Raw genomic sequence first — 21637 nt, 5'->3', positions numbered from 1 at the left:
ATGCCCAACCGGCTCGAATTGAGCGGCATCACCAAGCAGTTTCCAGGCGTATTGGCCAATGACAATGTGTCATTCGTGGTCAAGCCAGGCGAAATCCATGCTCTGCTGGGCGAAAATGGGGCGGGCAAGTCCACTCTGGTCAAGATGATCTACGGGATCATGCAGCCTGATAGCGGGGAAATCCGCTGGAATGGCGAACCGGTGGTCGTTCCCAATCCCAAGGCCGCTCGCAGGCTGGGCATCGGCATGGTGTTCCAGCATTTCTCGCTGTTCGAGGCTCTGACGGTACTGGAAAATATCGCGCTGGGAATGGATGCCAAAATCCCCACACGCGAATTGGAAGCGCGGATCGGCGAAGTCATGCGGACCTATGGTCTGCTGCTCGATCCGCATCGCACGGTGGCGACCTTGTCGGTGGGCGAGCGACAGCGCATTGAAATTGTGCGTGCCTTGCTGCTGAACCCCAAGCTTTTGATCATGGACGAGCCGACTTCGGTGCTGACGCCGCAGGAGGTGGACCAGCTCTTTACAGTGCTGCGGCAATTGGCGGCCGAGGGATGCTCGATCCTTTATATTTCGCATAAGCTCCATGAAATCAAAGCCTTGTGCGACACGGCGACGATCCTGCGCGGCGGCAAGCTGGTCGATACATGCGACCCCAAACAGGAGACCAGCCGCTCTATGGCCGAAAAGATGATCGGTACGGGCCTGAAGGATATCGTCAAGCCGGCGGGCCGCACTTTTGGTGAGCCAAAGCTTGTCGTCAATCGGCTGACAACGCATAAGGCCGGACATTTCGACGTTCCAGTCGACAACGTCACCTTCACGGTACGTGCCGGTGAAATCCTCGGCATTGCGGGCGTCGCAGGCAATGGCCAGAACGCGTTGCTCAATGCGCTTTCGGGTGAAATCAAAGGCGTGGAGCGCGATGCCATCACCATCGATGGATTGGGCATTGGGCTGATGGACACGACCGAACGTCGCCGCCATGGACTATGTGCCGTGCCCGAAGAGCGCAATGGCCACGCCGCGGTGGGCGACTTCACGCTTAGCGACAATTCAGTGCTGACGGCGCGCGACCGGCTCGGCATGGTGGTCATGGGCCTTATCAATTCGGGCGCCGCCAAGACCTATACGGGCAAGGTGATCGCCGATTTCGCCGTCAAAGCACTGGGCCCGGCCGCGACGGCGGGATCGCTCTCGGGCGGAAATCTGCAAAAATACATTATGGGGCGGGAAATCCTGCAAAAGCCGACGGTTCTGGTGGTCAGCCAGCCGACCTGGGGCGTGGATGCCGGGGCGGCTGCCGCCATCCACCAGGCCTTGGTCGATCTGGCCGCGGCAGGGTCCGCCATTGTGGTCATCAGCCAGGATCTCGATGAGTTGCGGGCGCTGGCCGATACGCTGGCCGTGATCAATCTGGGGCAGTTGAGCGAAGCCAGACCGGTTGCCGATTTCAGTGTCGATGAAATCGGCCTGCTTATGGGCGGCGTTCATGGGGCGGAGGCGGCATGACGCAATATCGCCTGGAAAAGCGACGCGAGCCCTCCCGCTTCATGCTTTATGCAACGCCGGTCGCGGCCGTTGCGCTGACCATGATCATCGGCGCGATCATCTTTTCCGCCATTGGCTATAATGGCATCGGGGCGGTTCGGGAAATCTTCCTGACGCCTCTGACCAATTCCTTCAAATGGCAGGATCTCGGGGTCAAGGCAGCGCCACTGATCATTATCGGGGTGGGCCTGTCCATCGCCTATCGCGCCAATGTCTGGAATATCGGCGCTGAGGGCCAATATATCATGGGAGGGTTGGCGGCGACCTGGGTGGCGCTGGCCAGCCATGGCGCTGGCGGCTGGTGGACCTTGCCGGTGATGATGCTGGCTGGCATTGTCGGCGGCGCGGCCTATGCGGCCATTCCGGCCCTGTTGCGCACCCGGCTCAACGTCAATGAAATCCTCACCTCGCTGATGCTGACCTATGCTTCGGTGCAGCTGATCTATTATCTGGTGCGGGCGCCCTGGAAGGACCCCATGGGCATGGGCTTTCCGCAGACGCGGCGCTTTGCCAGCGAAGCACTCCTGCCCAATATTATTCCAGGGACGATCGTTCATGCGGGCGTGCCCATCGCCATCATTGTGGCGCTGGTGGCCTGGTTCATTATGTCCCGCTCGGTCTTCGGCTATCAGATGCGGGTGGTTGGCGCTGCCCCGCATGCGGCCCGCTATGGCGGCTTCTCGGAAAACAAGACCATCTGGCTCGCGCTGCTGGTCAGCGGTGCGCTGGCGGGCCTTGCTGGCATGCTTGAAGTGGCCGGCCCCTTCCAGCGCATGGTGCCCGGTTTTCCCACCAATTACGGCTTTACCGCCATTATCGTGGCCTTCCTTGGGCGTCTCAATCCACTGGGTGTGATCTTCGCCGGTATCGTCATGGCCATCACTTTTGTCGGCGGCGAGGTGGCGCAGACCACGATTGGCCTGCCCAATGCGGCGACCGGTGTATTCCAGGCCATGATGCTGTTCTTCCTGCTCGCAGGTGACATTCTGGTGCGCTACCGCCTAAAGCGGGTGATTCCACAGGCGGAGAGACCCGCATGACGCTCGGATTGGCCATTGCGATCATCGTCACTGTGGTCGGGGCGTCGACGCCCATTCTGATCGCCGCTCTGGGCGAACTTGTGGTGGAAAAATCCGGCGTGCTCAATCTGGGTGTGGAAGGCATGATGCTGGTCGGCGCCATTGCCGGCTTCGTCATCGTCTTCACCACCGGCAATCACTATCTCGCCATTTTGCTGGCTGCGGCTGCGGGCGTAGCCGCATCGATGATCTTTGCGTTTCTGACGCTTAGTCTCTCGGCCAACCAGACGGCGACGGGGCTCGCCCTCACCATTTTCGGTACCGGGTTTTCCGCCCTGGCCGGCCAGGGCTATTCGGCCCGGCCAGTGACCTTGCTCGGACCGCTCTTTCCCGCAGAATTGGCGACCCATCCTGTCGGCCGGGTGCTCTTTGGCTATTCGGCGCTGGTCTATTTCTCGCTGATCATGGTCTTTGTGGTCTGGTGGTTCCTGAAAAAGACACGGGCCGGCCTGATCCTGCGGGCCGTGGGAGAGAATGATCAATCCGCTCATTCCATCGGCTATTCCGTTATCGGTGTGCGCTATGCCGCCGTCGCCTTTGGCGGCGCCATGGCGGGCATTGCCGGGGCCTGCTTCCCGCTGCTTTTGACCCCGCAATGGGCCGAGCGCATGACCGCCGGACGCGGCTGGATCGCGGTTGCGTTGGTGGTCTTTGCCAGTTGGAAACCATTCCGCTTGCTTGCGGGCGCCTATCTTTTTGGCCTGGTGATGACCATGGAACTCTATGCCAAGGCTGGCGGCGGGCCGCTCTCGGCCATTCCTGCCGAACTCTGGGCGGCCATGCCCTATCTTGCCACGGTCGTGGTGCTGGTGCTGATATCGATCCGGCGCGACGCCTCTTCCAACGCACCGGCCTGTCTCAGCAGGCCGTTCCTGCCCAGCAATTGAGGTGGCGCGAAACGACCGCCTCGATGAACACATGACGTCCTACAGGAGAGAACACATGACCCTAAACCGTCGTAATCTGCTCAAAATCGGTGGCGCCGCCGCAGCGCTGCCGCTTCTGGGCTCGAAGGCCTTTGCCCAGACCGAACCGCTCAAGGTCGGCTTTGTGCTGGTTGGCACCATCAATGACAATGGCTGGAACTACGGCCATAACCAGGGTCGCCTTTATCTCGAGGAGCAGCTGGGCGATGCTGTCGAGACCGTTTATGTCGAGAACGTGCCGGAAGGCCCGGACTGCGAGCGTGTGCTGCGCGAGCTGGCCCAGCAGGGCTGCAAGCTGATCTTCGCCACCAGCTTCGGTTTCGGCGACTCGGTGATCAAGGTGGCCGAGCAGTTCCCCGACATCGTCTTCGAGCATGCCACCGGCTATATGCGTTCGGCGAATGTGGGCACCTATAATGCGCGCTTCCATGAAGGCCGTGCGGTCTGCGGTACCGTCGCCGGGCACATGTCCAAGACGGGCAAGGCTGGCTATATCGGTTCCTTCCCGATCCCCGAAGTGGTCATGGGCATCAATGCCTTCGTGCTCGCCGCACGCAAGGTGAACCCCGACTTCACCATCACCCCGGTCTATATCTCGACCTGGAACGATCCGGCCAAGGAAGCCGACGCGGCCCGCGCCATGATCGACCAGGGCATTGACGTCATCGCCCAGCACACCGATGGTCCGGCAGCCCTGCAGGTCGCCGAGGAGCGTGGCATTGTGGGCGGCTTCGGCCAAGGTGCCGATATGAGCGCCTTTGCGCCCAATGCCCAGTTGACCTCGATCATCGACAATTGGGGTCCGCACTATGCCAAGACCGCTCAGGCCGTGATCGATGGCACCTGGGAAAGCAAGGATAGCTGGCCTGGCCTCGCCGAAGGCGAGGTCGAGATCGGCGCCTATGGTCCGACCGTTCCAGAAGACGTTGTCGCTGCCGCCGAGGCTATCAAGCAGGGCCAGATCGATGGTTCCTTCAACATCTTCACCGGCCCGATCAACGATCACACCGGCGCTGAAAAGGTGCCCGCGGGCGTGACCCTGACCGATGCCGAGCTGCTCAGCATGGACTGGTATGTCGAAGGCGTCATTCCGCCGGCTTGATCGGGTTTGATGGCTTAAATTGAGGGGGCGGGTTTCGGCCCGCCCCTTTTCACGAGTTTGGCTCTGACGAGGAGCGAGAGTCGACGGGACGGAGACTAAAATGGGCGATCTGGCCATATTTTACGAATGGGCGATGTTTGCGGCGCGCTGGCTGCATGTTGTGACAGCCATCGCCTGGATTGGCTCGTCCTTCTATTTCATCGCGCTTGATCTGGGCCTGAGGAAGACCCCGAGCCTGCCACCGCTGGCCCATGGCGAGGAATGGCAGGTGCATGGCGGCGGGTTCTACCACATCCAGAAATATCTGGTGGCGCCTGAATTCCTGCCCGAGCACCTGACCTGGTTCAAGTGGGAGAGCTACGCGACCTGGTTTTCGGGCGCGATCCTGCTTGTCCTGCTCTACTATGTCGGCGCGGATCTGTTTCTGGTGGATCGCAATGTGCTCGATGTACCCAACTGGGTGGCGATCCTGATTTCGGCAGGCTCGATCGTGTTGGGCTGGTTGCTCTACGATATGCTGTGCAAGTCGCCCATCGGGCAGTCCACCACCGGATTGATGCTGGTGCTCTTCGCAATCCTCGTGGCCATGAGCTGGGGTTATACGCAGCTGTTCACCGGCCGCGCCGCCATGCTGCATATGGGCATTTTCACCGCCACCATCATGACCACCAATGTGGCGGCGATCATCATCCCCAACCAGAAGATTGTGGTGGGGGATCTGAAGGCCGGGCGGGTGCCGGACGCCAAATATGGCAAAATCGCCAAGCAGCGCAGCCTGCATAACAACTACCTGACGCTGCCCGTCATCTTCTTCATGCTGTCGAACCACTATCCGCTGGCCTTTGCCACGCAGTGGAACTGGATCATCGCCTCGCTGATCTTTCTGGTCGGCGTGGTCGTGCGGCACTATTTCAACACGCGCCATGCGCGCAAGGGCAATCCGCATTGGACCTGGGCCATTGCCGTCATTCTCATGCTGATCATCGCCTGGTTGTCGACCGGCCCTAAATTGCCGAACCCCGACGATGGGACGCTGGTGACGGCAACGGGTCAGCGCTTCATGGCGACAGAGCATTTCGCTTCGGCAAGCCTGACTGTGCAAACGCGCTGTGCCATGTGCCACACGGCCGAGCCGGTCTGGGAAGGCGTTTATGAAGCGCCCAAGAATGTCATTCTCGATAATGACATCGCTATTGCCAATCGCGCGCATCAGATTGCCATGCAGGCTGGCTGGAGCCATGCCATGCCACCGGGCAATATCACTGAAATGACCGATGAAGAGCGGGCCCTGTTGGTCGAATGGTATCGCGAAGGGTCGGGCTCATGAGCCGGACCATATTGCGGGGTCGGGTTCTGAGCTTTCACAGGGCGCCTCAAGCTATCGATGACAGCCAAAGCTATTTCTATCTCGAAGACGGCGCGGTCGGTTTAGAAGACGGGATTATCGTTTCGGTCGGCGATTTTGCTGCCACCGATACGGCGGGAGCGGTGGTGATCGACCATCGGCCGCACCTGATCACGCCAGGCTTTATCGATCTGCATTTGCACTATGTGCAGAGCCAGATGATGGCCGCCTATGCCGGTTCGCTGCTCGAGTGGCTCAATACCTATACATTTATCGAGGAGCAGAAGTTCTCCCAGCAGGGCCACGCCGATGCCGTCGCGGTGGATTTCTACGATGCGCTGATCCGGCATGGCACGACCACGGCCGTGGCCTATTGCTCGAGCCATCCACGGTCGGTGGACGCCTTTTTTGCCGAGGCACAAAGGCGCAATATGCTGATGGTGGGCGGCAAGGTGATGATGGATCGCAATGCGCCCGAAGGGCTCTGCGACACGGCGCGGTCGGGCTATGACGACACCAAGGCGCTGATCGCGCGCTGGCATGGCCGGGGAAGGGCGCTCTACGCTATTTCTCCGCGCTTTGCCATTACCTCGACGCCCGAGCAGATGGACGCTGCGCGGGCTTTGGTTGCCGAATTTCCGGACTGCTATGTGCAGACGCATTTGAGCGAGAACGACGCCGAGATCACCTATTCCATGGAGCTCTATCCGGGTTCTCCCGACTATACCGGCATCTATGAAGACTACGGATTGCTGGGACCCAAGACCCTGCTTGGCCATTGCATCCATCTCAATCATCGCGAAACGGCCGTTCTGGCCGAAACCGGGGCGGTGGCCGTCTTCTGCCCGACGTCCAATCTGTTCCTGGGTTCGGGCCTGTTTGATCGGGACCGGCTGATTGGGCACGGGGTACGCGTGGGCGTGGCGACCGATATTGGCGGGGGCACCAGCGTTTCCATGCTGCGCACGCTCGACGAGGGCTATAAGGTGTTGCAATTGCGCGGGCAGCGGCTCAATCCGCTGGCCTCCTTCCATATGGCGACGCGTGGCAATGCCGAAGCGCTGGGGCTGGAAGGTACTATCGGCTCAATCGCGCCTGGCATGGCAGCTGACCTGATTGTCCTTGATGCCGGCGCCACCCCGACCATGCGGATGCGGCAGGCGACGATGAGCACGTTGGCCGAGGAATTGTTCCTGCTCCAGACCATGGGCGACGATCGTGCCATTGCCGAAGTCTATGTCGCTGGCGCAAGGGCGAAGTCGACTTTAGGCGGGTTGTGAGCGCGCATGGGCTGCTCTAAGGCTTAGTCGTCCAAAGTTCAGGACGCGATCACCGAACTTCGTCATTGCCCGGCCTGACCGGGCAGTCCAGCGATGTGGCGCCTTCCCAAAGGCTACCCGGTCAGGCCGGGCGACGACAGCCTGTCGTGATTGCGTGCAATGAGAGATGTTGAGGATCGCCATGACTGATTATCTGACCAAATCCGGCTTGTCCGTGCACAAGCTGCTTGTCGACTTTGTCGAAAAAGAAGCGCTTCCGGGCCTGGCGGTATCAGCGGATCAGTTCTGGGACGGGCTGGCGCATCTGGTACGCGAACATATGCCCACCAATGCGAGACTCCTGGCCAAGCGCGACGATATCCAGGCCAGGATCGACGAATGGCATCGCAAATATGGTCCGGTGGCCAATAATGCGCAGGGCTATGAATTCTTCCTCAAGGAAATCGGCTACCTCGTCGAGGAGCCGGCCGATTTTACTATTGAGACCGAAAGTCTGGATCCGGAAATTTCCAGTGTGTGCGGGCCACAACTGGTGGTGCCGGTCTCCAATGCCCGCTATGCGCTCAATGCGGCCAATGCCCGGTGGGGCAGCCTCTACGATGCGCTTTACGGCACCGATGCGATCAGCCGCGACGGCGATCTGGCGCCGGGCCAGGCCTATAATCCGGCGCGCGGCGCGGCTGTGGTGGCCCGGGCGGCCCAGTTCCTCGATGAGGCCTTTCCGCTGACCACCGGCAGCCATGCCGATGTGACCGCCTATGTGGTGGCCGAGCAGGGTGGGCCGGCCAATCTGGTCATCGATACCAAATCGGGTCCGGCGACGTTGAAGAACGGTGCTGCCTTTGTGGGTTATGAGGGGGCCGGCGAAAAGGCCGAAATCGTGCTCCGGCATAACGGGCTGCATGCGGTGCTGGTCATCGACCGGTCGAGCGCTATCGGCAGCACCCATGCCGCCGGGCTCAGCGATGTCATTGTCGAGGCAGCACTGACGACCATTCAAGACTGCGAGGATTCGGTGGCGGCGGTAGATGCCGAGGACAAGGTCGGGGTCTATCGCAATTGGCTGGGGCTGATGCAGGGCAATCTCGAAGATACGTTCGAGAAGGGCGGCAAGACCATTACCCGCAAGCTCAAGGCGGACCGCATCTATAAAGGCGCCGACGGCAAGGAACTCGTGCTCAAAGGCCGCTCGCTGCTCCTGGTGCGCAATGTGGGGCATTTGATGACCACGGACGCGGTGCTGCTTGATGGCAAGCCGGTTGGCGAAGGGCTGATGGATGCGGCGGTGACCGCACTTTGCGCCATGCATGACAAGGGCAATAATTCGCGCAATGGCTCGATCTATGTGGTCAAGCCCAAGATGCATGGACCCGAGGAAGTGGCTTTTGCCTGCGCCATCTTCGCGTCGGTCGAGAACGTCCTGGGGCTGAAGTTCAATACGATCAAGATCGGCATCATGGACGAGGAGCGCCGAACCTCGGCCAATCTCAAGGCCGCAATCTACGAGGCGCGGCAACGCGTGTTCTTCATCAATACCGGGTTCCTCGACCGCACGGGCGATGAAATCCACACCTCGATGGAAGCCGGCGCCGTATTGCGCAAGGACGAGATCAAGTCCGAAAAGTGGATCAATTCCTATGAGGACCGCAATGTGCTGATCGGCCTAGCTTGCGGTTTTTCCGGCAAGGCACAGATCGGCAAGGGCATGTGGGCGCGGCCCGACGATATGGCGGCCATGATGGACGCGAAAATCGGCCACCCCAGTGCTGGGGCCAATACGGCCTGGGTGCCGTCGCCGACGGCCGCGACCTTGCATGCCCTCCATTATCACCAGGTCGATGTGTTCGAGGCGCAAAAGCGCCGGCACAATCAGGCCCTGCCGAGCCTCTCTGAGCTGTTCTCCATGCCGGTGCAGGCGCCCTATTCGCTCAGCCGCGAGGAGATTACTCGCGAACTCGAAAACAATGCCCAGGGCATTCTGGGCTATGTGGTGCGCTGGGTGCAGCAGGGCGTGGGCTGTTCCAAAGTGCCCGACATCAACAATGTCGGCCTGATGGAAGACCGCGCCACTTGTCGAATTTCAAGCCAGGCGGTGGCCAACTGGCTCCGGCATGGCCTGGTCAGCAGAGACGAGGTGACCTCGGTTTTCGAGCGCATGGCGAGCGTCGTGGACGAACAGAATGCCGGCGATCCGCTCTATCGGCCCATGGCCGAGAACTTCCAATCTGTCGCTTTCCAGGCGGCGCTGGACTTGGCGCTGCACGGTGCCGACCAACCCAGTGGTTATACCGAGCCCCTGCTGCATGCCGCAAGGCGCAAGGTCAAGGCGCGGGACGCGCACTGATCCATGCGCCGCCATTCGGCCATAGGCCGAATGGCCTTCTCACCTAAATTCGCGCCGCAGGCGCGAATTTGCCTGCGGCCGGTTCAAAGCCCGCCATCTGGCGGGCCCTTTTGGTATTATTCGCAGGTGAAGCTTTCGTGGTTGGCTTCATCGCCGCCCGCATAGCGGGCAATCTGCGGATAGGGGCAGAGTTTGCGGGTGATGCCGATCATGTCCGGGATATATTCGTTGTCCGGTGTGACCTCGGCGACCAATGCGCCAGGTTGATTACCGTTCTCCACCCAATCGACCAGCGCCGAGAAGGCGTCGAATTTATCGGTTGCTGGGCTGCCTGACCCGTGACCCATTCCGGGCACGGTATAGAGCCTGGCGAAATCCTCGGCATTGCCGCCATTGTTGGCATCGAGCTTTTCGTACCAATTGATGGTGTCCATCACCGAAAAAACCGGGTCGCTGATGCCGTGGAAGACGATCAGCTTGCCGCCAGCGCCGCGGAACTCGGCCAGTTTCGGACTGTCGACATCGGTTGGCGTCATGAACGCGACCGGTGACTCGGTAAAGGTCGCGTCGGCCGCCGAAACGGTGACGTCTGTGTCGAAATCGTAATCGAGCAGGAATTGTAGGAGCGAATTGGGGTCGCCGGCGACCTCATTCGGCGGATTGGAAAAGATCATGGCCAGCGAGGAAGCGCCCATGGTGGCGATCAGCGGGAGATGGTCCCAAGGCGGAATGGGACTTTCCAGCTTCCAGAAGCGCCAGTCTCCCGTGGCAATGCCGCGGTCCCAGGCCCAGTTTGAGTAAAGGGCTTCGCCCTTGGAATTGGTGGGCCCGGCATGGATGCGTTGCAGCGCCTCGATTTGAGCCGGGCTGAGGCATAGATTGGTTGCGCCTGCGGCGCAGGTGAGGCTGGTGATGTCGAAGACCGTCTGGCAGGCGGGGCTGTCGGCGATGATGCCGTCCTCGAGGCCGTCAAGGCCGTCACAGGCCGCGATCACAGCCTCGCCGACCAGTTGCAGGTCCTCCGGCGCGAAGGCTTTGCGCACGTCGCCATTGATGGCGTGGAAGCTTTGAATGTCCCAGGCGTGCTGGACTGCCGCGCGCGGCAGGTTGAAGCCGGGGAAACCAGCGAGAATGCCGTCAAACGCATCCGGGGAGCGGGTCGCCTGCACCATGGCATGACGTCCGCCATTGGAGCCGCCGACGCCATAGCTATAGGCGATCGCCTGGCCGTAATAGTCTTCCACCAATTTGACCGCGGCAGGGTTGAGCTTCATCACGGCGCCATAGCCATAATCGCTGCGCGCCTCAGGATCGAAGCCGAACACGGCGCCACCGGCTAGGCCGGCTTCCGGATGCGCGGCGCCATCGTGGCCGGCATCACTGGAAACGACGGCATAGCCGCGCGCCAGGGCGGTATCCGACGGGTCGCCATTGAGCAGATTGCCTGTTGCGGGAACGACGGTGCCGTCATTGCCACCGTTGAACTGGTGTACGAAGCGGCCATTCCAGTCGTCCGGCAAGCGCAGCTCGAAACTGATCTTGTAGGTGTTGCCGTCTATGCCGGTGCGTTCGCCAACATGTCCCTGCACCAGACAGTGTGGCACCGGCGAATTCTCGCCGACCGCCTCGGCGGTCGCGGACGTCACGACCAGTCCCTCAAAGGCGAAGTCGTGGGCTGTGATATCGGCGCAGGTCAGCACCGCGGCTTGGGCGGTTCCGGCCCATGCCGTTGCCGTGAGCAACGCGCCAAGGCCTGCCGCATATTTCCATTTCAGTCGCATCTCATCTCCTCCCTGAGAATGGCGAAGCCTAAAAATAGTTATGTAAAATAACAAACTTGGCAATGGGTCAAACGACTTTGAGGGCAATTTTGATGCGGCATGGGGGCAGAGAGGAAAAGCCGAACGCGCTCGCGCCGGCCATGACCATCGATACGACTGGCCGTGGCAAGGACCGGGATATGTGCGTCAGTCCAGTGTATAGGTCGGTAGGGTAATCGTCGTCCCGGCGTGGAGAATTTCAATCTCGTTGGCGAGCATGGTCGTGGCCGTGGTGATCGGCTCGGCGGTGCCCATATTACGGGCATAACGCGGATGGGCGCCTGAGGCGATCAGCAAACGCAGGCGATGGCCGGCGCGGAAGCCGTGCGCGGTGGCGTGCAGGTGGACGGTCAATCGCCAGGTACCGTCGGGTCCTACCGGCGTCTCGGGGGTGGTGCGCACGAAGCCGTCGCAGACATTTCTCGAAATGCCGTCCGGCCCGACATCATTGAGGCGCACGAAGAAGTCGGCATGGGGCAGCGCGGCCCGGGCCTGGAGCATAACAGCGCACTGGCCGATGATCGTCAGGTCGGCAAGGAGCACCTGGCTTGTATAGGCCAGCACGTCGGGGCGGCTTTCGAGCGGTGCATTATCGACCGGCCCAGCGCCGGTAAAGGCAAAGATGGCGCCACCCAGATTGGGCGTCGGGTCCGCCGGGTCGTAGCGGTACTGGTCCGAACCGTGGGCGCGCGTGCCCGCGTTCGAAAGCCGGTTGGGTCCCGAAATGAACCAGGTCTGCGGGCTGGCTGGGCCGGGTGGATAATGATCGAATTCGTGCCATTCGTCATGGCCGGCAATATGGATACGCACTGGCCGTCTTCTGAGGGCGGATTTGTCTCCCAGAAGCCAGGCGCGCATCCAGGCCAGCGTTTCGCGCAGATTGTCCCGCTGCAATTCTTCGGCGACATGGAACCAGCTACCGACGGTCAGATAGGGTTGGTGTCCCAGGGAGACGAGGCGTTGATAGTCGGCCAATAGCGGATCGACCATGAAGTCATACCAGCCGGAAATGAAATGCACCGGCGGCGTCTTTTCGGTCAGTCGATGGCGATGGTCCAGCTCCGCCCAGAAGGCATCATTGCCAATGGCGTGCTCGAACCAGTAACGCCAGAAGCCGACCTTGTGATTGACCACGGCCTTGTCCGCCTCGATCAGGGGCAGGGTAGTGGCCGCCTTTTCGGTGCGCCGCTCGATATCGCCGGAAAACATGCGGGCGGCGGTGGCCAAAGGGCTGGTGCGCAGACCTTCGACCACCTGCACCCAACTCAGCCAGAGGTTGAGGTGAAAAGCGCCTGCAGGAAAGACCACGGGACGGAAGTCTGCCGTGGTGACTTTGGTGGCCATGGCGGCGGTTTCGGGCAGTGCATCGCAAATGGCCCATTGCGCATAGCCGAGATAGCTGGGGCCGGTCAGGCCGATGCGCCCGTCATACCAGTCCTGCTGCTTGATCCATTCGAGCGTGGCCAGCCCGTCGGCCCGTTCATTGGCGAAGGGGTCAAATTGGCCACCGGACCGTTCGGTGCCGCGGCACGCCTGGACGACGACATGAAACCCACGTTCTGCATAGGCTTCCGCGATGGGCCCGAAACCGCGCCGGCCATAGGGCAGGCGCATGAGAATGGTTGGGTGAGGGCCGGGGGCGTCGGGCGCGTAATGGTCGGTCTTGAGAATGACCCCGTCATCCATGGCCAGGGAGATCCCGCGATGTTTGCGTACGCCATTGAGGCGCGGCGGCAGATCCTCCACCCAAGCCAGATAGAGCGATGATAGGCTCATCGGGTCAGCTCACGAAGTCGAACTTGTCGACATCGAAGAGCCCTTTATCGGTCATTTTGAGATGGGGGATAACCGGCAGCGCCAGGAAAGCGACTTGCAGGAAGGGCTCGGGCAGGACGCATTCGAGAGCTCTGGCGGCGTCGCGCAGGTGGTGCAGATCGTGGGCGACCTCCTCGAAGCTTTTCAGACTCATCAGTCCCGCTATGGGCAGGGCGAGTTCAGCGGTAATTTTGCCATTATCCGCCACCGCAAAGCCGCCACCCATCGCGATCAGGCGATTGACGGCCACGGCCATGTCTTGGTCGGTCGCGCCGACCACGGTAATATTATGGCTGTCGTGACCAACCGAGGAGGCGATGGCGCCGCGTTTGAGGCCAAAGCCAGTAACGAAGGAGCGACCAATATTGCCATTCTTGCCGTGGCGCTCGATGACGGCGACCTTGATGACGTCGGCTTGAAGATCGGGCTGGAGGCCTACCTCGGTATTGGCAAGGGTCGCTTCTTCGCGGAAAGTGAGGATCAGGCCGGGCCTGACACCGATTACCGGAACACGGTTTTGCCCGGGCTTTGGCTGGGTGATGAAGGCCTCGGCGGTGACCTTGCGCGCCTTGACCGATTGCAGCCCGACTGGCGCCACGGCTCCCCGTGTCTCGAACAGTTCCGGCGTCACCAGCCGGCCAGCGGAAATGACATTGGAAACGCGGCAATCTTCGAGGCTGTCGAGGATGGCGATGTCGGCCCGCCAGCCGGGGCCGATCAGCCCGCGATCGCGCAATCCGAAAATGCGGGCCGCCGAGTGGCTGGCGGCACGATAGACATGGTGTAGCGGCCGGCCCATGGCGATCAGGCGGCGAATGGAACTATCCAGATGCCCCTCTTCGGCTATGTCCAGCGGATTGCGGTCGTCGGTGCAAAGCGCCACGAAGCTTGAGCTGTTTTCATCCAGGATTTCGGCCAGGGCGTTGAGGTCCTTGGAAACCGAGCCCTCGCGAATGAGAATGGCCATGCCTTTGGCCAGCTTTTCGCGCGCCTCGGCGGCGCTGGTGGCCTCGTGATCGGTGCGAATGCCGGCTGCCAGATAGCCGTTGAGCGCCTCGCCCAGCAGTAGCGGGGCGTGCCCGTCGATATGGTCATCCTGAAAGGCGACCAACTTGGCCAGAATGCCCGGATCGGCATTGAGTACGCCGGGAAAATTCATCATTTCAGCCAGCCCCACCACTTTGGGGTGATTGCGGAATGGCAGGAGATCATCGATTTCGAGCTGCGCGCCGGCGGTCTCGAATGGCGTGGCGGGCACGCATGACGAGAGATTGACCCGCACATCCATAATGGTGCGCTCAGCGCTGTCGAGAAAATAGCGGATGCCTTCGACACCCAGCACATTGGCGATCTCATGTGGGTCGCAGAGCGCCGTCGTTACGCCATAGGGCAGGACGCAGCGGTCGAATTCGAGCGGGGTGACCAGGGAAGATTCGATATGCAGATGCGTATCGATGAAGCCGGGCACGGCATATCGGCCGGTGCCATCGATAATCCTGTCGCCATTATAGCTGGCATGCGTGCCCACAATGCGATCGCCGACAATGGCAATATCGGTGATGGTCACGGCGCCGGTGATGACGTCGAGCAGGCCGACATTGCGGATGACCAGGTCGGCCGGGATTTTGCCCTGTCCGGCCATGATCATGCGGGTGAGCAGGGCGGGACTGGTCATGGTCTTGTTCTCATTGTTGTTCATGCCGAAAAGTCGGTCTCCCCGGTGCCTACGTCAAGTGGTTGTGAGCGCAAACCAGGAACCCGCGGACGGGGTGTTCGTTGGTCTTTTTGACCCAAGAACAGGAGTGCTGCATGGAAACCTATGATCCGGACAAGAACACGACCGAAGTGCGCCAGGCAAATCCGCGCCGCATGAACCTGCGCGTCCTGATTACCTCATTAATCGGCATCGTTGTGCTGTTTGCCATCATCTATCTGGTCTTTGGTATGCTGCAACCGGCTCCGGCCGGCGTATAGACCGGCGTTGCGCTTTGGCTGCGGGGAACCGCCAATGGTCTTGCGGGTTGTGAAGGCAGCGTCGCAATTCCGGAACAGATATAATGGATATCGGCAATTCTATTGGTTGGGTGGATAGCTATCTTCCTGCGCATATCATTGCCATTCGTCTCGCCATCGCGGCAGTATTAGGTGCCCTGATTGGTTTTGAACGGGAGGTCAATACGGCCGAGGCGGGCCTCAGGACCCATATTCTGGTGTCGGTGGCCGCGGCGCTCTTTACCATCTTGGCATTTGAGATTTTTCACACCATCCAGGGCGCAAGCCAGACCAATCCCGATCCGATCCGCGCGGTGGAGGCGGTAACGGCCGGCATCGCATTTCTGGGCGCGGGAGCCATCTTCCGCAGCGGCGCGGGCGTTCAAGGTCTCACCACAGGTGCCGGAATGTGGCTGGCCGGAGCGGTGGGGGTTGCCACCTCGCTTGGCTACTATCTCATCGCGACGGGCGCGGCGCTATTGGCCGTGCTGGTCATGGCCGCGCTGCGAGCCTTTGCGCATCATGTCGTGCGCGGAAAGGCCGGAAAGCAGGATTGAGTCTTTGCGGGGCTGCGGGGAGAAGCAATAGGCGTGCCGCATGGCGCTGAGGGACAGGCGCCTCCGGCGTTGCTTCTCCCCTGCTACGGATACGACCGGGAGGTGTCGCATCCGTGCCCGAGCGTCAGGTCCGCAAAGGGCTGGGACCGCGCTAAAGGGCCGGCGGTGGTGCAGTCCGCCAACCTTTTCAAATGGCGGAGAGGACGCTTGGGAATGTAAGCCGGTCCTGGGACCGGCTTACAGCATCACTCTCCGCCTGACGGCATGTAACCTGTGGACGCAGGAGTCACATGCCAACCGCATCTAGGCGCTGGTTGCGCGCCCAGAAACTGACTATGGCCGCCGCCTCGTGCCGATAGGCATCGAGTTCGGCCTGCCGAAAGAACACCGCGGCCGCGCCCGCATCCTGCAGGGCCCGGCATCCGGCCCGGTCCGTGGTCTGCGTCATCACGGCCAGGGGAATGCCTTTTTGCTGAAGCAGGGCATGATTGCGGGCCAAAAAGTCCAGATTGGCGCCGCTGTGGGCCTTGAGGTCGACAATCACGATGCCCGGCCATTCCTGGTCGACATCGGCCAGGCGCTGCGCGAGAAAGGCTTCGCCTGCTTGCACAGAACCGAAATGCATGATCCGGGGCGAGCCGTGAGCAAGCAGCATGCGGGTCAGCAAGTAAGCGGAATGGCCGTCATCATCGATCAGGGCGATGAAGGGCAGATTGTCGGTTACATCGCTCAATGGTCACCTCGGCGCCGCGCCGCGCAGGTCGAACACAACAACAAAAGCCCGCATGGTTCGAGAACGCCGGGTCCCGAAACAACGTGGCTGATCTGGTTTGTAGAACTCGTCCGGCGGGGCCTAGCCGCCGGGTAACATGTCGAAATAATGACATCGACTGCGGGGCGTATGATTGATGCGGATCAATTTCGGGAGGCAAAATCGGGTAAAACGGGGGTAAGTCGCCTTGCGTTTTACATGTAAAGAGTCACAATAGCCCAGGCGGTACGGGAGGTCTTGTCTTGGCGGAGGGTCCTGATCGGGAGGCGGTAGATCAAGCGCTCGCCAGCCTCCTCGACTGGCCCGAGATCGCTCGTTCGCCGCAATTGGCCCGGTTTCTGGCCTATATCGTGGGGCGCCGGCTCAACGGTGACACGCAATCGATCAAAGCCTATTCCATTGCGGTGGATGTCTTTGGGCGTCCCCCCGATTTCGATCCGCAGGCCGATCCCATTGTTCGTGTCCAGGCCCGCCGACTGCGCTCGCTGCTGGATCAATATTATCTGGGGCCGGGGGCGAAAGACCCGTTACGCATCCAATTGCCCGTTGGGCGATATGTTCCGGACTTCATCAAATGGGATCTGAGCGAGGCGGCGCTCCCTGATACACCAGAGGCGTCGTCGGGCGCCGAGGAGACAGCGGCCGCGCGGCCTGGTCATGTCACTGTTTCCTGGTTCGTCCTGCTGGTTCTGGCGCTTGGCGCGACCGCACTGACCTATGCGCTGTCGACGATAGGGCTCAGGCAGGCACCGCAGGACAATCAGGTCACGGTCAGCGCGGCCATGCAGCCTCCGCGCCTGAGGGTGCTGGAATTTCAGAACCTGACCGGTGACACCAGCCTTGCGCCGAACATATCGGCGCTGGCCATCGAACTGGTGACCGATTTTGTGCCGCTTCTGGTTGTCGATGTGGCCCTTGGCGGCCGAGCGGACCCCGAAAGGGCCGAACCGGAGGCCGATTTTTCGCTGACCGGTATTGTTCGCGCCGATCGGGATCTGGAGGGGGAATATCAGCTCAGCGCGATACTGACTGACCTGGCCGCCAATTCGATCGTCTGGAACTGGTCGATGGCGGTGTCGCGCGAACAGCTGGCCGAGCGGGGCGGTATCGATGAGATCGCCCAGGAGCTGGTTCGCCGGCTGGGCGGAACGCGTGGCCCGCTCCATGACCGCGCCCGGCAATTGCTCAGCCAGAGCGATATCAAGGGGCAGGAAAATTTCTATCTCTGTGGTGTCCTTTTCAGCATGTATCGCACCTCCAATTCACCTGGCCTGGCCGAGCGGGTTGGGGCCTGTATCGAAGGTCTGCCCGAGAAAGAGCGCGAGGGCGGCAATGTGCTTGCGGCACAGGCCAGTCTGACTGCCGAAGGCGTGGCGAGCGATGGAAGCGCCCTTGCGGTCGAGGATCGCTTGGCCCAGGCCGACGAGATCATGGACAGGGCCGTCAGGGCCGACCCGACCAGCAGTTTTGTGTGGGAACAAAGGGCTCGCCTGGATGAGGTTGCGGGTGAACATGATATGGCCGAGGCTGCCTATGGGACCTCATTGCAGATCAATCCGGCAAATATGGACGCTTTGGCCGCCCATGCGCGGCATCTGGCGCTGATCGGGCAATTGGAGAGCGGCGCCACGGCGGCGCAAAGAGCGCTGGAATCGGTGCCGCGCACGCAGGTTCCGGACTGGTATTATTGCGCACCGGCGATTGGCGCCCTGAGCGAGCAGGATTATCGCGATGCGCTGACCTATGCAGAGCGTTGCGCCCGCATCGATGTGGAACTGGGCTCGGTGCTTGCGGTGCTGGCCGCCCAGGGCCTGGGCGATGCCGCCCTGGTTGCGCAGCAATTGCCGCGGGTCCTGGAGGTGCCCTCGTTCCGGCAGGCCGGCATTGTCACCCGCATGAAACAGCGCGGGGCAAGCCAGGCGCTGGTCTATCGCATTGCCAATGGGCTGACGCGGGCCGGCGTGCCAGCCTCGTCCTTGATCTCGCCCTATTAGCACCGCGACGCGGCTCGCTCTTGCTGAACGGGCCGTAGAGCTCCCATTTTATCGCGCTTCTCAACCGCAAAACCTTGGCCACTTTTGCTAGAAGCGCTCTAGCTGAAATGGGTCCGGCAGAGGGCGACGAAACGGCTTCCGCGTTCTTCGAAATTCTTGAACTGATTATAGGAAGGGGCGCCGGGCGAGAGGATAAGCGTGTCGAACCGTTCGCGTTGTGCGGCCAGGGCGGCCACGGCCTGGTCGAGGTCCGGACACTGGATGACGGCGATATCGGGCGCACGCTGTTCGGCGGCCTTGGCCAGCCTGAAGCCGGTGACCGGAAGCGTGGCGAGGAGCCGGACACCGCGCGATGCCAGCAGGCCGGCCAGCTCGGCATAGTCCTGCTCGCGCTCATGGCCACCGGCGATCAGCGCAATGCGCCGCCCGGGATAGGCGGCCAGGGCCGCCTTGGTGGCCTCGGGCGTGGTCGAGATGGAATCGTTGACGATTGTCATCTCGCCGAAGCGATGCTCCTCGAGGCGATGGGGCAGGGGATGAAAGGCGGCGATACCCTGGACTATGCCATCCATGGACCCGCCGACGCCCAGCGTGATCTGGGCGGCCAGAAGCGCATTGTCCAGATTGTGCGCGCCACGCAGCCGCGAGCGGGCCACCGCATTTTCAATGACGAGGCTCTGCTCCGCCGTCAGGTCGGGCAGGAGACGGCGGTGGTCGCGCACGGCGCGGGCGACCAGCGCATTGCCCCTGGCGGCAGCGCCCAAGGCCACGGCGAAGGTGCCGTCCCGGTCGATCAGGTGGAGCTTATCGGCATAATAGCGCTCCACCGAACCGTGCCAGTCGACATGCTCGGGATAGAGATTGGTCAGCGCCGCCACATCGGGCAGGAAATTCATGTCGGCGGTCTGGTAGCTGGACAGCTCGAAGATGACGACGGCATGGCGATCGGCGATTTCGAGCGGCGCCAGACCGACATTGCCCGCCAGGCCTGCATCAATGCCCGAGCGGGTCAGCATCAGATGGGTCAGCGTGGCGGTGGTCGATTTGCCCTTGGTGCCGGTGATCGCAACCACGGTGCGATCGTGGCGATAGCTGGCGCCCCAGAGATTGAGATTGGAAGTGACCGGAATGGCGCAATTGCGCGCGGCCTCGAAAATGGGCTTGTAGCGCGACACGCCGGGGCTTTTGACGATCAGTCCGAAGCGGCGGGTGGCCATGGCGGCGGGCAGGTCCGCGATATCAATGGGTTCGGTTTCGGGGATATCCGCATTGCCGCTGTCGACGGTGACAAAGACCTTGAGGTCGGGCTGGCGCGCCTTGAGAAAGGCGCGCGTGGAGAGGGCCTCGCGTCCTGCGCCATAGAGCAGGACCGGTTCGTCAAACTGCATAGGCGGCCACCTTGGCGGCCAGTGCCGGCGGAATGTGATGATCGTGGCTGTCGGTCAGGCATTCGGCCATGGCGCGCTGCAGTTTTTCTTCGCCATATTGGGCGAAGAGGTCCGCCTTGACTGCGCGCACAATGGCATCCTCGTGCCAATCGGCATGGCGAGTGAGGGTGTAAAAGCACGCCGCCGCTTCCAGGATTTCGCCAACGCATTCCCAGGGCTTCTGGCCGGTCAGGCCGGCCAATTCGCGGAAGGATTGTTCATTGGCGGGCTCATCGAGCAGGTTCTTGCCGAAAATGGCCAGCATCCGGTCCTTGGCCATGAAGGGCGCAAAGATCAGGAAGACGAAATGGCATTTGGGGCATTCGCCACACCAGAGCGGCCCATCATTGCCATTGAGGCGGAAATTGCGGTTACAGCTCGAAAACACCGCATCGAATTTGTGCTCCTTGGTGAAGAGCGAGGCGATGCGCGCTTCCGAATAGGGCCGCAGGAGCGAGAAATATTTCAGCGCCCCGCCGGTGGCATTGGCCAGGGTATCGGCGATGAGCAGTTCGAAGCCTAGAGACTTTGAATATTGGTGATTGGTCTCGCGCCCGTCGAACATGACATTGCCCTCGCTGGCCGAGCGCTCATTGGAGAGCACAATCTGGTCATAGCCAAAGAGCAGGGCGCAGAGTGCGGCGATCATCGAGTTGATCGCGGTCGAGGGCACATGGCCATTGTAATAGCCCGGCTCCTGACCGAGACGGATCATCTCGGGGTCGAGTTTGCGCGTCACATAAAGCGGCGGCGTGCCAATGGCCTCCACCGAGGTGAGGATTGGTCCCTTGGGATTGACCGCAAAGGGCGTGAAAGCCTGTCCGGTATGGGTCAGGAGATCAACGCTGACCAGGGAATCCTTGCCCCCGCCAATAGGCAGCAATGTGCGCTCGGGCAGTTTGGGCGCGGGCTTGCGCGTCTCGTCGTCCTCTGGGGCGGTCAGCACCAGCTTGCCGAAGCGGGCCAGTTCGTTGCGGGCATAAAATTCGCCCAGGCCGTTCTCATAGACATCGATGACAAAGGCACGCTCAGCGGCAGTCAGCGGGATGCCGGGCGCGTCGATGGCGAGGGGTGCGCGCAGCTTGAAATAGGAGACGCCCAGAACAATCGCGGTCAGTCCGAGCAGTTTTGCAAAGGCGGGCGAGGCGGCGTTTTCCGCATCGGCGCCGGCCGGCAGCGTCAGGCGCTCGGTGAAGGTCAGATCGTTCAGCCGATAGGGAAAGCGCGCCTCACCGGTCGCAGGGTCGAAGGAGGGGCTTTCAATGCGGAAGAATTCGGTCACGGGCAACTCGCTGGCTTTGATCATCATATAGGTGATTTGCGCCTGTGACGGGAGTGGGGCATTTCTGCCATGTATTGGTTCGATGCTTCGAAAGCCTCGCGGCCACGACCCAGCGCCGCCCGGCCACTTGGCGTCGCGGTTGCACGGTGAAAAGCGGCTTTCGCCTCGGTTAAATTAAAGAAGAGGCGAAAGCCGCTTCCCACGAACAGGATTTCGGACGCATGCATCGAGCGGCCCCCTTGCGGGTTGCTCATCCCATCCACGACCGGCACAGACTTTGGCCCGGATGCCGAAACATCCATCGCCGCCTGTTGCCGTTCGCTTCAGTTGAGCGACCGGTGGTCAGCA

16 protein-coding genes are annotated in these 21637 nt (G+C 61.4%); 10 read left to right on the top strand and 6 right to left on the bottom strand.

Features of this window, described 5'->3' with window-relative positions; translation table 11 throughout:
• The 7 genes from V8Z65_RS12755 to V8Z65_RS12725 all read left to right on the top strand — a co-directional run bounded on the left by V8Z65_RS12755 (nucleotide 1) and on the right by V8Z65_RS12725 (nucleotide 9630).
• A complete protein-coding gene (locus tag V8Z65_RS12755) occupies nucleotides 1-1515 on the top strand; it encodes an ABC transporter ATP-binding protein (RefSeq protein ID WP_338724021.1) in 1515 nt (504 codons plus the stop codon).
• On the top strand, nucleotides 1512-2594 hold the full coding sequence (locus V8Z65_RS12750; protein WP_338720525.1) for an ABC transporter permease: 1083 nt from the start codon (nucleotides 1512-1514) through the stop codon (nucleotides 2592-2594). Before V8Z65_RS12755 ends, V8Z65_RS12750 begins: the two co-directional genes overlap by 4 nt.
• Nucleotides 2591-3520, top strand: a complete 930-nt coding sequence (locus V8Z65_RS12745; protein WP_338720524.1) for an ABC transporter permease — start codon at nucleotides 2591-2593, stop codon at nucleotides 3518-3520. The genes V8Z65_RS12750 and V8Z65_RS12745 overlap by 4 nt, the downstream gene beginning before the upstream one ends.
• A 55-nt stretch (nucleotides 3521-3575) precedes the next feature.
• Nucleotides 3576-4661: a BMP family ABC transporter substrate-binding protein gene (locus tag V8Z65_RS12740; RefSeq protein WP_338720523.1), complete on the top strand. Its 1086-nt coding sequence runs from the start codon at nucleotides 3576-3578 to the stop codon at nucleotides 4659-4661.
• Nucleotides 4662-4761: 100 nt separating this feature from the next.
• Nucleotides 4762-5988, top strand: a complete 1227-nt coding sequence (locus V8Z65_RS12735; RefSeq protein WP_338720522.1) for a urate hydroxylase PuuD — start codon at nucleotides 4762-4764, stop codon at nucleotides 5986-5988.
• Nucleotides 5985-7286: a guanine deaminase gene (gene guaD / locus V8Z65_RS12730; protein ID WP_338720521.1), complete on the top strand. Its 1302-nt coding sequence runs from the start codon at nucleotides 5985-5987 to the stop codon at nucleotides 7284-7286. The genes V8Z65_RS12735 and guaD overlap by 4 nt, the downstream gene beginning before the upstream one ends.
• Nucleotides 7287-7467: 181 nt before the next feature.
• Nucleotides 7468-9630 (top strand): malate synthase G, encoded by a 2163-nt coding sequence (locus V8Z65_RS12725; RefSeq protein ID WP_338720520.1) that lies wholly within the window; start codon nucleotides 7468-7470, stop codon nucleotides 9628-9630.
• A 116-nt stretch (nucleotides 9631-9746) separates the two neighbouring features.
• Here the strand turns inward: V8Z65_RS12725 and V8Z65_RS12720 are convergent, their stop codons facing one another.
• The 3 genes from V8Z65_RS12720 to ade form a co-directional block, all read right to left on the bottom strand.
• On the bottom strand, nucleotides 9747-11411 hold the full coding sequence (locus V8Z65_RS12720) for a tannase/feruloyl esterase family alpha/beta hydrolase (RefSeq protein ID WP_338720519.1): 1665 nt from the start codon (nucleotides 11409-11411) through the stop codon (nucleotides 9747-9749).
• A 186-nt stretch (nucleotides 11412-11597) separates the two neighbouring features.
• Nucleotides 11598-13226, bottom strand: a complete 1629-nt coding sequence (locus V8Z65_RS12715) for a CocE/NonD family hydrolase (protein WP_338720518.1) — start codon at nucleotides 13224-13226, stop codon at nucleotides 11598-11600.
• A gap of 4 nt (nucleotides 13227-13230) precedes the next feature.
• Complete coding sequence (gene ade, locus V8Z65_RS12710; RefSeq protein WP_338724020.1) at nucleotides 13231-14940, bottom strand: adenine deaminase; 1710 nt, start codon at nucleotides 14938-14940, stop codon at nucleotides 13231-13233.
• Between the two features lie 134 nt (nucleotides 14941-15074).
• On the opposite strand from ade, the gene V8Z65_RS12705 reads away from it, so the two are divergent.
• Together V8Z65_RS12705 and V8Z65_RS12700 are read left to right on the top strand one after the other, a co-directional pair.
• Nucleotides 15075-15239, top strand: coding sequence for a hypothetical protein (locus V8Z65_RS12705; RefSeq protein WP_338720517.1), 165 nt, complete (start codon nucleotides 15075-15077; stop codon nucleotides 15237-15239).
• Between the two features lie 83 nt (nucleotides 15240-15322).
• Nucleotides 15323-15814: an MgtC/SapB family protein gene (locus V8Z65_RS12700; protein WP_338720516.1), complete on the top strand. Its 492-nt coding sequence runs from the start codon at nucleotides 15323-15325 to the stop codon at nucleotides 15812-15814.
• A gap of 286 nt (nucleotides 15815-16100) precedes the next feature.
• On the opposite strand, the gene V8Z65_RS12695 is transcribed toward V8Z65_RS12700, so the two are convergent.
• A complete protein-coding gene (locus V8Z65_RS12695; protein ID WP_338720515.1) occupies nucleotides 16101-16547 on the bottom strand; it encodes a hypothetical protein in 447 nt (148 codons plus the stop codon).
• A gap of 281 nt (nucleotides 16548-16828) precedes the next feature.
• Between V8Z65_RS12695 and V8Z65_RS12690 the strand changes: the two genes are divergently transcribed.
• The gene (locus V8Z65_RS12690) at nucleotides 16829-18580 is read left to right on the top strand and encodes a hypothetical protein (RefSeq protein WP_338720514.1); all 1752 of its coding nucleotides are present in this window, start codon (nucleotides 16829-16831) and stop codon (nucleotides 18578-18580) included.
• 98 nt (nucleotides 18581-18678) lie between these two features.
• Here the strand turns inward: V8Z65_RS12690 and murD are convergent, their stop codons facing one another.
• Nucleotides 18679-19968 carry a UDP-N-acetylmuramoyl-L-alanine--D-glutamate ligase gene (gene murD, locus V8Z65_RS12685; RefSeq protein ID WP_338720513.1) on the bottom strand — a complete coding sequence of 430 codons (1290 nt, stop codon included), beginning with the start codon at nucleotides 19966-19968 and terminating at the stop codon, nucleotides 18679-18681.
• A complete protein-coding gene (locus V8Z65_RS12680; protein ID WP_338720512.1) occupies nucleotides 19958-21316 on the bottom strand; it encodes a hypothetical protein in 1359 nt (452 codons plus the stop codon). The genes murD and V8Z65_RS12680 overlap by 11 nt, the downstream gene beginning before the upstream one ends.
• Nucleotides 21317-21637: the final 321 nt, after the last annotated feature.

It is taken from the genome of Devosia sp. XK-2 (genome assembly GCF_037113415.1).
Classification (GTDB): Bacteria; Pseudomonadota; Alphaproteobacteria; order Rhizobiales; family Devosiaceae; genus Devosia.
The sequence above is the reverse complement of the archived record's forward strand: the minus strand, read 5'-3'. Positions and strand labels throughout refer to the sequence as shown.

Bases quoted from the DNA above. Each gene is read 5' to 3' on its own strand.
- V8Z65_RS12755 (WP_338724021.1), top strand. From the start codon at position 1: ATGCCCAACCGGCTCGAATTGAGCGGCATCACCAAGCAGTTTCCAGGC.
- V8Z65_RS12750 (WP_338720525.1), top strand. From the start codon at position 1,512: ATGACGCAATATCGCCTGGAAAAGCGACGCGAGCCCTCCCGCTTCATG.
- V8Z65_RS12745 (WP_338720524.1), top strand. From the start codon at position 2,591: ATGACGCTCGGATTGGCCATTGCGATCATCGTCACTGTGGTCGGGGCG.
- V8Z65_RS12740 (WP_338720523.1), top strand. From the start codon at position 3,576: ATGACCCTAAACCGTCGTAATCTGCTCAAAATCGGTGGCGCCGCCGCA.
- V8Z65_RS12735 (WP_338720522.1), top strand. From the start codon at position 4,762: ATGGGCGATCTGGCCATATTTTACGAATGGGCGATGTTTGCGGCGCGC.
- guaD (WP_338720521.1), top strand. From the start codon at position 5,985: ATGAGCCGGACCATATTGCGGGGTCGGGTTCTGAGCTTTCACAGGGCG.
- V8Z65_RS12725 (WP_338720520.1), top strand. From the start codon at position 7,468: ATGACTGATTATCTGACCAAATCCGGCTTGTCCGTGCACAAGCTGCTT.
- V8Z65_RS12720 (WP_338720519.1), bottom strand. From the start codon at position 11,411: ATGCGACTGAAATGGAAATATGCGGCAGGCCTTGGCGCGTTGCTCACG.
- V8Z65_RS12715 (WP_338720518.1), bottom strand. From the start codon at position 13,226: ATGAGCCTATCATCGCTCTATCTGGCTTGGGTGGAGGATCTGCCGCCG.
- ade (WP_338724020.1), bottom strand. From the start codon at position 14,940: ATGACCAGTCCCGCCCTGCTCACCCGCATGATCATGGCCGGACAGGGC.
- V8Z65_RS12705 (WP_338720517.1), top strand. From the start codon at position 15,075: ATGGAAACCTATGATCCGGACAAGAACACGACCGAAGTGCGCCAGGCA.
- V8Z65_RS12700 (WP_338720516.1), top strand. From the start codon at position 15,323: ATGGATATCGGCAATTCTATTGGTTGGGTGGATAGCTATCTTCCTGCG.
- murD (WP_338720513.1), bottom strand. From the start codon at position 19,968: ATGCAGTTTGACGAACCGGTCCTGCTCTATGGCGCAGGACGCGAGGCC.
- V8Z65_RS12680 (WP_338720512.1), bottom strand. From the start codon at position 21,316: ATGATGATCAAAGCCAGCGAGTTGCCCGTGACCGAATTCTTCCGCATT.